Source organism: Sphingomonas populi, assembly GCF_004208535.1.
GTDB lineage: Bacteria > Pseudomonadota > Alphaproteobacteria > Sphingomonadales > Sphingomonadaceae > Sphingomonas > Sphingomonas populi.
Window position 1 is genome coordinate 135,880 of record NZ_SGIS01000006.1, and the last position, 13,821, is coordinate 149,700.

15 protein-coding genes and 1 tRNA gene are annotated in these 13,821 nt (G+C 66.5%); 4 read left to right on the forward strand and 12 right to left on the reverse strand.

Annotated features, from left to right (window positions below; translation table 11 throughout):
* Position 1 precedes the first annotated feature (1 nt).
* Positions 2 to 661 (reverse strand): peroxiredoxin, encoded by a 660-nt coding sequence (locus EWE75_RS05860; RefSeq protein ID WP_130155771.1) that lies wholly within the window; start codon positions 659 to 661, stop codon positions 2 to 4.
* Positions 662 to 811: 150 nt separating this feature from the next.
* Here EWE75_RS05860 and trxC point away from each other — a divergent pair, with 150 nt between their 5' ends.
* On the forward strand, positions 812 to 1,267 hold the full coding sequence (gene trxC, locus EWE75_RS05865) for a thioredoxin TrxC (protein WP_130155725.1): 456 nt from the start codon (positions 812 to 814) through the stop codon (positions 1,265 to 1,267).
* Here trxC and EWE75_RS05870 read toward each other — a convergent pair.
* Positions 1,264 to 2,133 (reverse strand): ArsA-related P-loop ATPase, encoded by an 870-nt coding sequence (locus EWE75_RS05870; protein ID WP_130155726.1) that lies wholly within the window; start codon positions 2,131 to 2,133, stop codon positions 1,264 to 1,266. The genes trxC and EWE75_RS05870 overlap by 4 nt on opposite strands.
* Before the next feature lie 297 nt (positions 2,134 to 2,430).
* A tRNA-Ser gene (locus EWE75_RS05875) sits at positions 2,431 to 2,520 on the reverse strand.
* A gap of 186 nt (positions 2,521 to 2,706) precedes the next feature.
* Here EWE75_RS05875 and EWE75_RS05880 point away from each other — a divergent pair.
* The 3 genes from EWE75_RS05880 to EWE75_RS05890 all read left to right on the forward strand — a co-directional run bounded on the left by EWE75_RS05880 (position 2,707) and on the right by EWE75_RS05890 (position 5,380).
* Positions 2,707 to 3,540, forward strand: coding sequence for a DUF1134 domain-containing protein (locus EWE75_RS05880; protein ID WP_231708237.1), 834 nt, complete (start codon positions 2,707 to 2,709; stop codon positions 3,538 to 3,540).
* A gap of 44 nt (positions 3,541 to 3,584) precedes the next feature.
* Positions 3,585 to 3,986, forward strand: a complete 402-nt coding sequence (locus tag EWE75_RS05885) for a DoxX family protein (RefSeq protein ID WP_231708240.1) — start codon at positions 3,585 to 3,587, stop codon at positions 3,984 to 3,986.
* A gap of 104 nt (positions 3,987 to 4,090) precedes the next feature.
* The gene (locus tag EWE75_RS05890) at positions 4,091 to 5,380 is read left to right on the forward strand and encodes an adenylosuccinate synthase (protein WP_130155729.1); all 1,290 of its coding nucleotides are present in this window, start codon (positions 4,091 to 4,093) and stop codon (positions 5,378 to 5,380) included.
* Positions 5,381 to 5,509: 129 nt separating this feature from the next.
* On the opposite strand, the gene EWE75_RS05895 is transcribed toward EWE75_RS05890, so the two are convergent.
* The 9 genes from EWE75_RS05895 to EWE75_RS05935 form a co-directional block, all read right to left on the reverse strand.
* Complete coding sequence (locus EWE75_RS05895; protein ID WP_130155730.1) at positions 5,510 to 5,815, reverse strand: hypothetical protein; 306 nt, start codon at positions 5,813 to 5,815, stop codon at positions 5,510 to 5,512.
* A 94-nt stretch (positions 5,816 to 5,909) separates the two neighbouring features.
* Positions 5,910 to 6,989: a chorismate synthase gene (aroC, locus tag EWE75_RS05900; protein WP_130155731.1), complete on the reverse strand. Its 1,080-nt coding sequence runs from the start codon at positions 6,987 to 6,989 to the stop codon at positions 5,910 to 5,912.
* Complete coding sequence (locus EWE75_RS05905) at positions 6,986 to 7,339, reverse strand: DUF2442 domain-containing protein (protein ID WP_130155732.1); 354 nt, start codon at positions 7,337 to 7,339, stop codon at positions 6,986 to 6,988. The genes aroC and EWE75_RS05905 overlap by 4 nt, the downstream gene beginning before the upstream one ends.
* Positions 7,332 to 7,535, reverse strand: a complete 204-nt coding sequence (locus EWE75_RS05910; protein WP_231708238.1) for a DUF4160 domain-containing protein — start codon at positions 7,533 to 7,535, stop codon at positions 7,332 to 7,334. The genes EWE75_RS05905 and EWE75_RS05910 overlap by 8 nt, the downstream gene beginning before the upstream one ends.
* Positions 7,536 to 7,576: 41 nt before the next feature.
* Entirely contained in the window at positions 7,577 to 8,380 is an 804-nt protein-coding gene (gene fabI, locus EWE75_RS05915) for an enoyl-ACP reductase FabI (RefSeq protein WP_130155734.1), read from the reverse strand.
* Positions 8,381 to 8,398: 18 nt separating this feature from the next.
* The gene (locus EWE75_RS05920; RefSeq protein ID WP_130155735.1) at positions 8,399 to 9,352 is read right to left on the reverse strand and encodes a YihY/virulence factor BrkB family protein; all 954 of its coding nucleotides are present in this window, start codon (positions 9,350 to 9,352) and stop codon (positions 8,399 to 8,401) included.
* A gap of 6 nt (positions 9,353 to 9,358) precedes the next feature.
* Complete coding sequence (locus EWE75_RS05925; protein ID WP_206364692.1) at positions 9,359 to 10,279, reverse strand: DnaJ C-terminal domain-containing protein; 921 nt, start codon at positions 10,277 to 10,279, stop codon at positions 9,359 to 9,361.
* A 105-nt stretch (positions 10,280 to 10,384) separates the two neighbouring features.
* Complete coding sequence (locus tag EWE75_RS05930) at positions 10,385 to 11,278, reverse strand: transglutaminase family protein (protein WP_130155736.1); 894 nt, start codon at positions 11,276 to 11,278, stop codon at positions 10,385 to 10,387.
* A gap of 10 nt (positions 11,279 to 11,288) precedes the next feature.
* Complete coding sequence (locus EWE75_RS05935) at positions 11,289 to 13,769, reverse strand: circularly permuted type 2 ATP-grasp protein (RefSeq protein WP_130155737.1); 2,481 nt, start codon at positions 13,767 to 13,769, stop codon at positions 11,289 to 11,291.
* Between the last annotated feature and the right edge of the window lie 52 nt (positions 13,770 to 13,821).

Consider the following 13,821-nt stretch of genomic DNA (forward strand, 5'->3'; position numbering starts at 1 on the left):
CCTACCCTTTCTGCGGCTGCGGCTTGCTGCGGTAAAACCACAGCGGGTCATCCGCCACGGCCAGCAGAGCAGCCTGGTCCAGGTGGGGCGGCAACAGCACCGCGTCGCCGGGATGCCAGCCTTCCGGGGTCACGACATGATCGGCATCGACAATCTGCAGGGCGGCCAATACCCGGAGCATCTCATCGACCGAGCGTCCGATCGTCGCGGGATAGCAGATCATCGCGCGGATGATCCCGTCGGGATCGATGAAATAGGTCGATCGCATTGTGGCGGCGTCGGGCGAGCGATCCGAAATCATGCCGTAGGCCCGTCCGATGATCAGCGATGGATCCTCGACAATCGGGAAGCTCACCGTGACGCCGAACCCGTCGCGGATCGCGCGGATCCAGCCCAGATGCGAATAGAGACTGTCAACCGAGACCGCGAGCAGCGCGCAGTCGAGCGCCTCAAATCGGTCGGCCGCCTTTGACAGGACGACGAACTCACTGGTGCACACGGGGGTGAAATCGGCAGGATGCGAGAACAGGATCAACCATCGGCCGCGAAAGTCGGAGAGGTTGACCACCCCCATCGTCGTTCGCGCCTGGAAATTGGGGGCCGGATCGCCGATCTGCAGACACTGTGCGGTGCCGCCCGTATCGGCCGATGTTTCGTCCATTTCGGAAAATTCCGTCTCACGCATCTTGGCGTTATTCCCTACACGATTACATTACAGATGTAAGCGAGAAATTGAGGATCGGATCGTGGGAATGACATCGGGCCTTCCCTTGGACACGGGCAAGGTAGATCAATTACAGGGAATTGCGTGATGAATGCAGCGTCGGCTGATCCTGCCGTCATCATCTGCCCCTCCTGCGCGACGGCAAATCGTGTTCCCACCGCCCGCATCTCGGAAAGCCCGAAATGCGGGCGCTGCAGCCAGGTGCTGTTTAAAGGTGTGCCGGTTGCCGTAAACAGTCAGGCATTCGATCGCCATGTGATGGCCGGTTCGCTACCCGTCCTCGTCGATTTCTGGGCAAGCTGGTGCGGGCCATGCAAGGCGATGGCTCCGGCCTTTACCGCTGCGGCGAAGAGTCTCGAGGCGAAAGTGCGTTTGCTGAAGGTCGACACCGAAGCAGAACAGGCCATTGCCGCCCGGTTCTCGATTCGGTCGATTCCAACGCTCATCATGTTTTCAGGCGGACGCGAGATCGCGCGCAGTGCTGGCGCCATGGACCAACGCGCCATCACCAGTTGGGTCAACCAGCACCTGCCTCCTGGCTAATCTTCCGACGGTTGATTGCTGTGGGGAGCACCGTCATGGGCGAGCTGTGCGAGCGCGGGGACGCCCACCGGCGGCGTGGCTTGCCAGGGTACGAAGAACAGTCGCTTCGCCATAAATCCGCGTATGCGATCGACCTGTTTCAGCTCGCCGCTGAGCCGCTGGCGCAGCAGTGGATCGCTCGAGCCAGCCGCCAGCAGGCTTTTGTTGATGATCCAGGCAAAAGGCTCGATTTGCGCGCGCCGCAAATCGTCCTGCAATGCGCTTGCCTGCGAGACAGGTGTGGTCTCGGCAAGGGTAACCAGCAGAATATGCGTATAGTCGGGATCCTGGAGCCGCATCAGCGGCGTGGTGATGCGGCCCGCAAGGTCGTGCAAAGTCGATTGCCGTGTCATTTGGCGGTGATAGGCGCCGGTCGCATCCATGAGCAGAAGGCTGTGACCGGTGGGGGCCGTGTCCAGCACGACAAACGCGCTGCGCGCCTCGGCGACGATATGCGAGAAGGCATGGAAGACGGCGACTTCCTCCGTGCAAGGCGATGCCAAGTCCTCGCGCAGCAGGGCCTGGCCCTGCGCATCGAGCGTGCCGCCCTTCTGCTCCATGATCTTGGCGATGTACCGCTCGGTTTCCGCTTTGGGGTCAATTCGGTCGACGTGAAGGCCGGCGACATTCCCGGTCATCGTCATTGCCAGGTGGGCGGCCGGGTCAGTGGTACTGAGATGCACGCCATGGCCGCGCGCGACGAGCCCCAGCGCTATGGCGGCGGCGATGGTGGTCTTGCCCACACCGCCTTTTCCCGTGAAGAACAGAAATCGAGTGGGCTGAACCAGAAACCGTGGAGGATTGGCCGGCGAACTTTCGCTCATCATATGACCAGATCCCTTTCAATGAGAGCGGTCGCTCCGCCGAACAGCAATCGCTATTGGTGAGACGTCTCGTGAATGCCCGTATTAGAGCACACCGCTGAGCGGGATAGGCTCACTTAGAAGCCATGGTGATGCGTAGATTCCCGGAGAATCTAAAATGGCACGCCCGCCCGCCACGCGGCTCGTCGCAGAAATTTATCGGGTGGCCGCAGCGGTTCGCAGAAATCCGACGCCAAGACCCGGACGGAAACCCGGACCGAGTGGGTTTTATGAAAATTATGCAATAAAACCAATGTGTTTTGGCGGAGACGGAGGGATTCGAACCCTCGATACGGTTTCCCGTATGACGCTTTAGCAAAGCGTTGGTTTCAGCCACTCACCCACGTCTCCGGCGCACGGCAGAGCGGGGCTATAGCGGCGGTTTCGCGAAGGATCAACCGCATGTATCGCGCCCGCTCGGCGTGAATTCGACTCGGCCTGCCGCTTGGTTCATTGCGGATAAAGCATTCGGGGCGCTACGTTCCGCGACCAAATTCGGGGGAGTGCGCGATGCGCGGACGGATAGTACGATGTGCGATGGCTGCAGGCGCGCTGGCGATGCTCGCCACGCCGCTGGTCGCGCCGGGGCTCGCGCAGGTGCGAACGGTCGATCCCAACGAGGCGATCGACAGCGATCTGCGCTCGCCTTCGACGCCCACAATGGCGCAGCCCAGCGGCCCGCCGCGTGCCCAGGCGTCCGCCGCCCCGCGCTATCCCGATGCGCCGGTGCCGGCGGAGGCCGATCCGCAGGTCTCGGGCTCGAACTCGGGCGCACGCTATGATCCGCCGGGCCAGGCACCACAGGGTTCGCCCGCGCCGCCACCCGCACCCGCGCAGGGCGGCTTCGACACGCGCGAGCAGGCCGAGGCAGCCGCCAGCCGGGGCGGTGACACGTTCACGCCCGGGGAATTGCTCAGCGCGGCCGAGGGCACGTTCGGCAAGGGTGCCGCCGGCCTGTCGGGCATTCTCGAACGCACGCTCAAGGAACAGGGCCGGCCCAACGCCTATATCGCCGGCAGTGAGGCATCGGCCGCGATCGTGCTGGGCTTGCGCTACGGCAAGGGCACGATGTTCCACAAGGTCGAGGGACAGCAGCCGGTGTACTGGACCGGCCCGTCGGTCGGGTTCGATCTCGGCGGCGACGCCAACAAGGTGTTCGTGCTGGTCTACAACCTCTACGATAGCGAGGATCTGTATCACCGCTTCCCCGCCGCCGAGGGCCGGGTCTATTTCGTCGGCGGGTTCGCCGCCACCTATCTGCGCTGGGGCAAGGTGGTGCTGATTCCGATCCGCCTCGGCGTCGGCTGGCGGCAGGGCGTCAACCTTGGCTATATGAAGTTCGGCCATAAACAGAACTGGTTCCCGCTATAAACAGCGCGCCGCTTTCGCGCCGGGCGGAGCGCTGGCGGACCGGGCTGCGCTGGGTGCTGGCGGCGGCCTATCTGCTGGCGGGGGTGCTGCACCTGCGCTCACCCGAACCGTTCCTGGCGATCACGCCCGATTGGGTGCCCAACCCGCGTGCCGTGATCGCCGCGACGGGCGTGTGCGAGATCGCCGGCGCGATCGGGCTGTTGGTGCCGCGCCTGCGCCGGCTCGCAGGGGTGATGCTCGCGCTCTACGCGCTGTGCGTGTTCCCCGCCAATGTGAAGCATGCGATCGACTATATCATGTTCGGGCGCGGCGGGCTGACGCTCTGGTATCACGTCCCGCGCCTGCTGTTTCAGCCGGTGATCATATGGTGGGCGCTGTTCGCGGGCGGCGCGATCGACTGGCCGCTGCGCCGCCACAGCTATCCGCGCACCTCGCCCTTGCGGTGAACGCCCGCGCCGGAGCGCGCTGGCGCTTCGCCGCATTAAACATGGACCGGCGCGCCCACGCACATTAGGGATGCGCGCTTTGTTGCGGCAATGTGGGACGGACCTTGGCGAACGTAGCGGTAATCGGCGCCCAGTGGGGCGATGAGGGCAAGGGCAAGATCGTCGACTGGCTGGCCGAGCGGGCCGATGTCGTCGTGCGCTTTCAGGGCGGGCACAATGCCGGCCACACGCTCGTCGTCGGCGAGGCGGTGTACAAATTGTCGCTGCTCCCGTCGGGCATCGTGCGCGGCACGCCATCGGTGATCGGCAACGGCGTGGTGCTCGATCCGTGGGCGCTCAAGGCCGAGGTCGAGAAATTGCGTGGGCAGGGCGTGGCGATCTCGCCCGAGACGCTGATGGTCGCCGATACCTGCGCGCTGATCCTGCCGCTGCACCGCGATCTCGACGGGCTTCGCGAGGATGCCAGCGGCGCCGGCAAGATCGGCACCACGCGGCGCGGCATCGGCCCGGCCTATGAAGACAAGGTCGGCCGTCGCGCGATCCGCGTGTGCGATCTCGCACATCTCGACGATCTCGGTCCGCAGCTCGACCGGCTCACCGCGCACCACGACGCGCTGCGCGCCGGTTTCGGTGAAGCGCCGATCGACCGCGACGCGCTGCTCGCCGAACTGCGCGAGATCGCCGGGTTCGTGCTGCCGTTCGCACGCCCGGCATGGCGCGATCTCAACGCCGCGCGCGAGCGTGGCCGCCGCATCCTGTTCGAAGGCGCGCAGGGCGTGCTGCTTGATGTCGATCACGGCACCTATCCGTTCGTGACCTCGTCGAACACGATCGCCGGCACGGCAGCGGGCGGATCGGGCCTCGGGCCGAGCGCGGTCGGCTTCGTGCTGGGTATCGCCAAGGCCTATACCACGCGAGTCGGCTCCGGCCCGTTCCCGACCGAGCTGAACGACGAGACCGGCGAGCTGATCGGCCAGCGCGGCCACGAGTTCGGCACCGTCACCGGGCGCAAGCGCCGTTGCGGCTGGTTCGATGCGGTGCTGCTGCGCCAGTCGGCTGCGGTCGGCGGCATCACCGGCATCGCGCTGACCAAGATCGACGTGCTCGACGGATTCGCCGAGATCAAGATCTGCACCGGCTACAAGCTGGGTGACACGACGCTCGATTATTTCCCGGCGCATGCCGCCGATCAGGCCCGCGTCGAGCCGATCTACGAGACGATGCCCGGCTGGAACGAGACGACCGCAGGCGCGCGCAGTTGGGCGGAACTGCCCGCTCAGGCGATCAAATACATTCGCCGCATCGAGGAACTGATCCGCTGCCCGGTCGCGCTGGTTTCCACCAGCCCCGAGCGCGAGGACACCATCCTCGTGCGCGATCCGTTCGCGGACTGATCACGCACCAAACGTAGACAGCGATAATCCAACGCGTTCGCACGGAGATTGTCGAAGTGCGTGCCCCAAGCGAGCCGCTTGCGACACGTCCTTCGACAGGCTCAGGACGAACGGGGAAGGGTATTTCGCTTAGCGCCGCTTCTTCCTGGCCGGCGTTCCATCAGGCGCGCTATCGGCGGGTGACGGCGTGCTCGGCGTCGCCGTTGCGGTAGGGCGGGTGGCGTCGGTCGGCGCCGTGCTTGTCGTATCGGTGGGCGCAGGCGTGGTCGGCATCGTGCCGGACGGCGTCGGCGGGTTGGCCGGAACAGTCGGCGCGGTGGTGGTCGTGGCCGGCGCGGGGTAACCGTTGGGTGAGGTCTGGCCGGTGCCGGTCTGCGCCAGCGCAGCGGTCGACAGGCCGAAGGCCGTCGCCGCGAAGATCATGCTCTTTCGCATCGCTCTCTCCATATTTGCCCGGCTGTCCCGGGTATGGAGATAAAACGTCCGACTATCGCTTTCGAGACTCACCCCGCCGTCTGATTCGGTCGGTTCAGCGATCTCCGCCGCCGCACTGCGCGCGGTGGAGCAGCTTCTGGTCGGCGAGCACCAGCGCGACCATCGCCTCGACCACCGGCACGCCGCGAATGCCGACGCAGGGATCATGCCGGCCCTTGGTGCGAAGCTCGGTGGCGGCACCGTCGCGGGTGATCGTCGGCATCGGCGTGAGGATCGAACTGGTCGGCTTGAACGCGACCCGCAGCGTCACCGGCTGGCCGGTCGCGATGCCACCGGCAATGCCGCCGGCATGATTGGCGGTGAAGATCGGGCCGTCGTTGCCAGGATGCATCGGATCGGCATTCTGTTCGCCGGTCAGCGCGGCGGCGGCGAACCCGTCGCCGATCTCGACGCCCTTGACGGCATTGATGCTCATGCACGCGGCGGCAAGCTCCGCATCGAGCTTGGCGTAGAGCGGCGCGCCCCAGCCGGCGGGCACCCCGATCGCCTCGCACGCCACCACCGCGCCGAGCGACGAGCCCGCCTTGCGCGCGTCATCGACCATCGTCTCCCAGCGCACGGCGGCCTCTGCGTCGGGGCAGAAGAACGGGTTATTGGCGATCTCGGCGGGGTCGAACGCGGCGTAATCGATCGAATCGCCGCCGATCGCCTCGACCCAGGCGAGGATCGTCACTTCTGGGATCACCGCGCGCGCGACCGCACCGGCGGCGACGCGCGACGCGGTCTCGCGCGCCGACGAACGCCCGCCGCCACGATAGTCGCGGAAGCCGTATTTGGCGTCATAGGCATAATCGGCATGGCCGGGCCGATAGGCGAGTGCGACCTCCGAATAATCCTTCGAACGCTGGTCGACATTGTCGATGTGCAGCGCAATCGGCGTGCCGGTGGTCCGCCCCTCGAACACGCCCGAGAGGATACGGACCTGATCCGGCTCCTGCCGCTGCGTGGTGAAGCGCGACGTGCCAGGGCGGCGGCGATCGAGGAACGGCTGCACGTCGCCCTCGCTGAGCGCGATCCCCGGCGGACAGCCATCCACCACCGCGCCGATCGCAGGCCCATGCGATTCGCCCCAGGTGGTGAACCGGAAAACGCGTCCGAAGGTGTTGAAGCTCATTCGGCGGCCACGGCGTCCCACGCGGGGCCGAAGCGCTCCGCCATGTATCGTGCCGTCCCGAACCGTCCTGCCATCAGACCAGCAACGCTCACATCCACGTCCTGCTTTTCCCAGTGCAGCCCGAAGCCAAATGCGCCGGTATCGACTTCAGCAATATCGGCGACACTGGCGCTTCCAAGCCCTTGGACGAGACGCGGGGGGAACAGGAAGGTGCATCCGTTAACGAGTTCGACGACGATCCGATCGAGACGCTCATCGTACCGCGCGGTTTTGGCGCGCGGCTCCGTCAGCATCGCGATACGCCCGCGCTCCTCCGCAGCCGCAAAGGCCGCATCGCTAAGGTCAACCATGCATATCCTTCCAGCGATCGAGCAACATGTCCTGCTGCTCGATAATCGTGCGCATCATACGCCTTTGATCGGCGCGCGTCATGCCCACGACATAGACAAGTTCGGGATCACCATCCACTCCGGCAAGAACGACCTTGGCCGTGCCATCACCGCAGACATGGACATGCGCTGGCTCATGATCGTCAACGTAGATCATGAAGCGCAATCCATAAGCGCGATGAACGACGACCAAGTGCCTTACACCAAAGCGATGTCCGGTGCGTCCTCTGCCTTCATGCCGATCACATTGTAGCCAGCGTCGACATGGTGCGTCTCGCCGGTCACGCCGCTCGCCAGATCGCTGAGCAGGTACAGCCCCGCGCCACCGACATCCTCGATCGTCACGTTGCGCTTCATGGGCGAGTTGAGCTCGTTCCACTTCAGGATCAGGCGGAAGTCGCCGATCCCGCTCGCCGCCAGCGTCTTGATCGGCCCGGCCGAGATCGCGTTGACGCGGATGTTGTCGCGCCCAAGATCGACCGCGAGATATTGCACGCTCGATTCGAGCGCGGCCTTGGCAACGCCCATCACGTTGTAATGCGGGATCACCTTCTCGGCGCCGTAATAGCTCAGCGTCAGCAGGGACCCACCGTTCGGCATCATCGCCGCCGCCCTTTGCGCGACCGCGACGAACGAATAGACCGACACGTTCATGGTCAGCAGGAAGTTGTCGAGCGTCGTGTCCATGAAGCGGCCGCGCAGCTCGTTCTTGTCGGAAAAGCCGATCGCGTGGACGACGAAATCGATCGTCGGCCATTCGACCGCCAGCGCCGCGAAGGTCGCGTCGAGCGCGGCCATGTCGCTCACGTCGCAATCGAACAGCCGCGCCACGCCGAGTTGCTCGGCCAGCGGGCGCACGCGCTTCTCCATCGCCTCGCCCTGATAGCTGAACGCCAGCTCCGCGCCGGCTTCGCTCAACTTCTTGGCGATCCCCCAGGCAAGCGAGCGATCATTGGCCAGCCCCATGATGAGCCCGCGTTTGCCCTTCATCAATTCATTCACGCTTGTGCCGTCCCTGTTTCACGTCTCTTGCGGTGTCTCTACTCCCGCAAGGGGCGGTTCCGCCAGTGCCGCGTTGAGATGCGCGCCAAACACAATGCCCAAACCCACCAGGAAGAAGAACAGCAAGGTGATGATGACCCCCGCCAAACTGCCGTAGGTCAGGTCGTAATCGGCAAGCCGCGCGAGCACCATCGGCAGCAGCGCGGTGATCGACAGCCACCAGCCGGTGGTGAACAGCGCGCCGGGCCATTCCGGCGAATGCCCGCCGAAGCGGTATTTCGAGGGCGTCACCGACAGGAACAGCATGTAGAGCGCGATGAACATCACCACGCCGGGTATCGCGCGCGACAGGCCGACCCAGCCGGCGATATCCTTCGCGAACGGCAGCAGCGTGTAGATGAACTGCTCGGCGGCGACGAGCACGCCCTGAACGATGAATGAGAACACCGCGAGAATCACCGACGCGATGATCACCGCCATCGAACTCAGCCGGTAATGCCAGAACGGCTTGGTCGATTTGACGCCATAGGCGCGGCGGAAGATGTCGCGAATCGTCTCGACGAAGCTGCCGACGCTCCACAGCGCGACGAGCGCGCCCAGCCAGGCGAGCGAACTGCCGCGCCGCGCCGCCAGCACATGCTGGATCGGGTCGCGCAGCAGATCGGCAACCGAGGACGGCAGCACATGGAGGAACGACGCGACCGCGCGTTGCGTCTCCGCGCTCTGCCCGAGCAGCGACGCGATCACCGCCGCCAGGATGAAGAACGGAAACACCGTCAGCAGCGCCAGATAGGCGAGGTTGCCGGCGTGGATGAACCCGTCGGAGAACACGCCCATCACCACCCGCTTCAAGACCAGCCACGCATACGCGAGCCGTTTGAAGCCGACCGGCACATCCTCGGGCTTGATCCCGATCCCTACCTCGCCGTGCAGACCGCGTTCTTCGGGCGAGTAGGGCGAGATTTCCGACATGCGCCCTTAGACGCCCAGATTGCCGCGCGGGTTCCTCTTGTCCTGATCTTTCCAGCCCTGCACGAAATCGATCAAAGCCTCGTCGCCAACCGGCAAATCCACCATCAACGTAACGAGTTGGTCGCCGCGCCCGCTGCCATCGGCCTTGTGGAAACCGCGCCCGCGCAGGCGCAGCGTCTTGCCCGAGGTGGAGTTCTTGGGAACCGTCAGCATCACCGCGCCCTCGACCGTCGGCACGCGCACCGATGCGCCGAGCACCGCTTCTGACAGGCTAACCGGCAGATCGAGCCGGACATTGTCGCCGTCGCGCGTGAAGAAGCGGTGCGGCTGGATCTCGATCTTGACGATGCCGTCACCGGCGCCGCCCGGCCCCGGCTGCCCGCGCCCGGCGAGCCGCATCTGCGCGCCATTTTCCAGATTGGCGGGCAATTTCAGGTCGATCGTCTTGCCATCGGCGAGCCGCAGCCGCTGCGGCGCGAGCGTCGCGGCATCCTCGAACGGCACGGCGAGGCTGTAGACCACATTGGCGCCCTTGGGCTGCTGCTGCCGCCGCCCGAACCCGCCAAAGCCGCCACCGCGCCCGCCGAACAAACCTTCGAACAGGTCGCTGGCGTCGCCGCCCCCGCCGAAATCGAACGGTTGCTCGCCGGGGCGGAAGCCGCCCGGCGCACCACCGCCGCCACCGAAGCCGAACGGCGCGGTCGGGTTGCCATCGCCGTCGATCTCGCCGCGGTCGAAGCGCGCGCGCTTGTCCTTGTCGTTGAGCAGGTCATAGGCCTGCGTCACCTGGCTGAACCGCTCCGACGCCTTCGGATTGTCCTTGTTGCGGTCGGGATGCAGTTCCTTCGCGAGTTTGCGATACGCCTTCTTGATGTCGGCCTCGCCGGCGTCTCGCGCCACGCCCAGCGTCTGATATGGATCGGCCACGGTCTTCCCCGGTTGATACTACGAGTCTATTTGGTGTCTTGAAGCGCCGAGCGCAATTGCGTGTAACACGCAGCCTTTTCAACCTTTCGGATCAGAGGGCGCCCGCTAGGCCGCCACCTCCTCCACCTCTGGCGCGACATCCACGCTCACGTCGAGCTTCTGCGCGCCCGCGCCGAGCACGATGCCGTCGATCGGCGCGATGTCGCCGTAATCGCGGCCGATCGCCATGATGATATGGTCGTTCGCCATCCAGATGCCGTTGGTGGGATCAAGGCCCACCCAGCCGATCCGCGCGCCGCACCACAGCAGCACCCAGGCATGAGTCGCATCGGCGCCGACCAGCCGTGTCTTGCCGGGCGGCGGGATCGTGCGGATATAGCCCGAGGCATAAGCGGCGGGCAGACCGGCGGTGCGCAAGCCGGTGATCATGATCTGCGCGAGATCCTGGCAAACGCCGGCGCGCTTGACGAACGCCTCGTGCGGACTGGTGTCGATCAGCGTCGCTTCGGTATCGAACTGGAACTCGCGGCGGATGCGCTGCGCGAGCGCCATGCCCGCTTCCAGCACTGGCCGGTCGGGCTGGAGGTCCGCCGCGCACCACTCCCCGATATCGCGGTCGAGCGGAATGCGCGGCGACGGAAACAGATAAGCCGCCGGCCCCGCCGCCGAAGGATCGCGGCTGACGCGCGCGGCGGCGGCGACCTCGGCGAGCGTGGGATCGTCCGCCGACGGCACCGGCGCGGGGCGATCGACCGCGATTCGCGAGATGCTCTCGATCGACAGGAACTTGACCGGATCTTCGACCACCAGCCGCATGACATGCGCCAGCCCCGCCTCGGCGCGCGCCGGGAAGGTGCGGCCCGAGGGCGAGATCACCAGCTTGTAGTCGAGCAGTTCCTGCCCCGGCCAGTCGATCGGCTGCAATCGCAGGTTGCAGCGCGCGAACCGCACCGAGCCCTGATAATCGAAACGGGTGATGTGGCGGATATCGTAGATCATGCCCCCCGCCTCACGCTAACGTCATCCCCGCCGCGCGCAGCGGCTCGGCACCTTGCAGGAAATAGCGGCGCGCGATCGCGTCGGACAGGCCGTACAGCCGCCGCTCGGCCTGTTTGAGCGTCGGCTCGCTCAGCCGCGCGGCGTTGGCGGTCAGCACGCCGGCGAGCAAGGTGTTGGCCTGCGCCTGCTGGTCCTCCTCCATGCCATCGTCGCCGAGCACGGGCAGCGCGCGTAAGTGCTCGACGATCCGCTCGATCTGATAGGCGAGGCTGCGCGGATTGCCCGGATCGAGCGCGACGAGATCGACCACCGGCACACGCGCGATTCCAGTGAGATAGCGCTGGCGATAGCTGATCTGGCTGTCGGCGAGATCGAGCAGGGTGGAAAGATCGTCGGTGCCGGTGCCGGCCATGCCGAAGGTCGGCACCGCCCGCGCCATCGTCAGTGCGCGCTCGATCCGCCGGCCGAGATCGTGGAAGCGCCACGCCGCCGTCCGTCCCATATGCTCGGCCGACAGCCCGGCGAGCGCGGCGTAGCGGCGCTGGAGCGAGCCGGTACGATCGAGCATGCCGCCACGCGTCGGATAGGGCGCATCGAGCAGCCGCACGAAATCCGCCGCGAGCCGATCGCGCGAGCCCTTGCCGATCCCGCGCGCGAGCCGGTTGATCGCGCGGACGCTGTGCGTCTCCTCGCTCTCCAGCGCGGTGCGGACGAACTGCATCAGATCGGTGCGCTTGAGGCTGGCCGGCTTGGTCGCGCCGCCACCGTTGATGACGAGGCCGACCAGCCGCCCGATCGTCTCGGGGCCAAGCGCGCCGCCGGCATCGGCGTCGATCGAATTGCCGAGCATCACGCGGATGATGTTGAGCAGCGCCTCGCCGCGCTCCAGATACCGGCCCAGCCAGAAGAAATTGTCGGCGACGCGGCTCGGCAGCGTGCCGGGGTTGCGGCGGATGTGGACGGTATCGGCGGGCGGCAGCAGCGACACCGCATCGACCGGCTCCGGCCCGTGGATCGCGACATCGGCGGACCAGGTGCCCTCGCCCATCACCGATGCGCGCACGTCCGGCGCGGCGCCGATCCGCGCGAACCCGCCCGGCATCACCGTCCACTGCCCGTCGGCGCCGCGCGCCGCGAACACGCGCAGCGTGAACGGGCGCGGCACCAGCCCGGCCTCGGTGACGACCGGCATCGTCGAGAGCCGCACGATCTCCTGCCCGACATAATCCTGCGGCCTCAGCGCGATATCGGCGAGCAACCGTGCGCGCGCCGCGCCGGTGATCTCGGCGCCCGGCACCGGATTGAGGCTGTCGAGCCCGAGCGGCTGGACGCCGAACGCGGGGCCGATCAGCAGATTGTCGAGATCCTCAATCACGCTGGCGCGCGCACGCTCCTGCCCGCACCACCACGTCGCGATATTGGGAAGGATCAGGTCGCGCCCGGTCTCGCGCGCGCAGATACGCGGCAGGAACGCCGCGAACGCCGCCGATTCGGGCACGCCCGCGCCGGGTGCGTTGGCGACGACGGTGTTGCCCGCCGCCATCACGTCGACCAGCCCCGGCACGCCGATCTGCGAATGCGAATCGAGCGCGAGCGGATCGAGGAAGCGCGGATCGATCCGGTGCCAGATCGCGTCGATCCGCTTCAATCCGCCGATCGTGCGGACGTAGAGCTTGTCCTCCAGCGCGGCGAGATCGGCGCCCTCGACGAACAGGAAGCCGAGGTAGCGCGCGAGATGTGCCTGCTCGGCATAGGAGATGCTGTAGCGGCCCGGCGTCAGCAGCCCGATGCGCGGTTCGCTGCGGCGGCACGCGGCGGCGAGACCGTCGCGGAACGCCGCGAAGAACGGCGCGTGCCGCTCGATGTTGAGCTTGGTCTGCAACCCGCCGAACGCGCGGCTGATGGCGAGTCGGTTCTCCAGCGCATAGCCCGCGCCCGCCGGCGCGCGCAGGTGATCGGCGAGCACCCGCCACTCGCCGGTCGGCCCGCGCCCGAGATCGAACGCGACGAAATAGAGGTGGTGGTCGCCGGGTGGCTGCAACCCCGCCATCGGCCGCAGATAATAGGGACTGCCGGCGGTGAGCGCAGCGGGGATCAGCCCCTTCTCGACCAGTTTGGCGTCGCCGTAGAGATCGGCGACGACATGTTCGAGCAGCTCGGCGCGCTGGACCACACCGGCGGAAATGTGCGCCCATTCCGCGCTGTCGATCAGCAGCGGCACCGGCGAGAGCGGCCAGGGCCGCTCCTCGGTGTCGCCGGGGATGCTGAAGCCGGTGCCGATATCGTCGGCGTGATGCTGGACGCGTTCGCGCGCCTGGCCGAGATCATCGCCGGCGACGGTGGCGATCTCCTCGAACATCGCCGTCCACGCCACGCTCTCGCCCGCGTCGCACAGCACGTCGCCGGCGCGGCGCTTGGCGCAATAGTCGGCGATCCAGCGCCGCGCGTGGATCGACGGATCGAGCAGGGTCGTCGCGGTCAGCGTCGCCACGACTCAGGCTTTCGCGTCGGCAATGTCACGCCCCTTATCATAGCCGGGCGGC

Excerpts from the sequence above, each read along its gene's own strand:
- EWE75_RS05910 (WP_231708238.1), bottom strand. The coding sequence starts at position 7,535 with ATGATCTACGTTGACGATCATGAGCCAGCGCATGTCCATGTCTGCGGT.
- EWE75_RS05880 (WP_231708237.1), top strand. The coding sequence starts at position 2,707 with ATGGCTGCAGGCGCGCTGGCGATGCTCGCCACGCCGCTGGTCGCGCCG.
- EWE75_RS05895 (WP_130155730.1), bottom strand. The coding sequence starts at position 5,815 with ATGCGAAAGAGCATGATCTTCGCGGCGACGGCCTTCGGCCTGTCGACC.
- EWE75_RS05920 (WP_130155735.1), bottom strand. The coding sequence starts at position 9,352 with ATGTCGGAAATCTCGCCCTACTCGCCCGAAGAACGCGGTCTGCACGGC.
- trxC (WP_130155725.1), top strand. The coding sequence starts at position 812 with ATGAATGCAGCGTCGGCTGATCCTGCCGTCATCATCTGCCCCTCCTGC.
- EWE75_RS05870 (WP_130155726.1), bottom strand. The coding sequence starts at position 2,133 with ATGATGAGCGAAAGTTCGCCGGCCAATCCTCCACGGTTTCTGGTTCAG.
- EWE75_RS05930 (WP_130155736.1), bottom strand. The coding sequence starts at position 11,278 with ATGATCTACGATATCCGCCACATCACCCGTTTCGATTATCAGGGCTCG.
- aroC (WP_130155731.1), bottom strand. The coding sequence starts at position 6,989 with ATGAGCTTCAACACCTTCGGACGCGTTTTCCGGTTCACCACCTGGGGC.
- EWE75_RS05905 (WP_130155732.1), bottom strand. The coding sequence starts at position 7,339 with ATGGTTGACCTTAGCGATGCGGCCTTTGCGGCTGCGGAGGAGCGCGGG.
- EWE75_RS05860 (WP_130155771.1), bottom strand. The coding sequence starts at position 661 with ATGGACGAAACATCGGCCGATACGGGCGGCACCGCACAGTGTCTGCAG.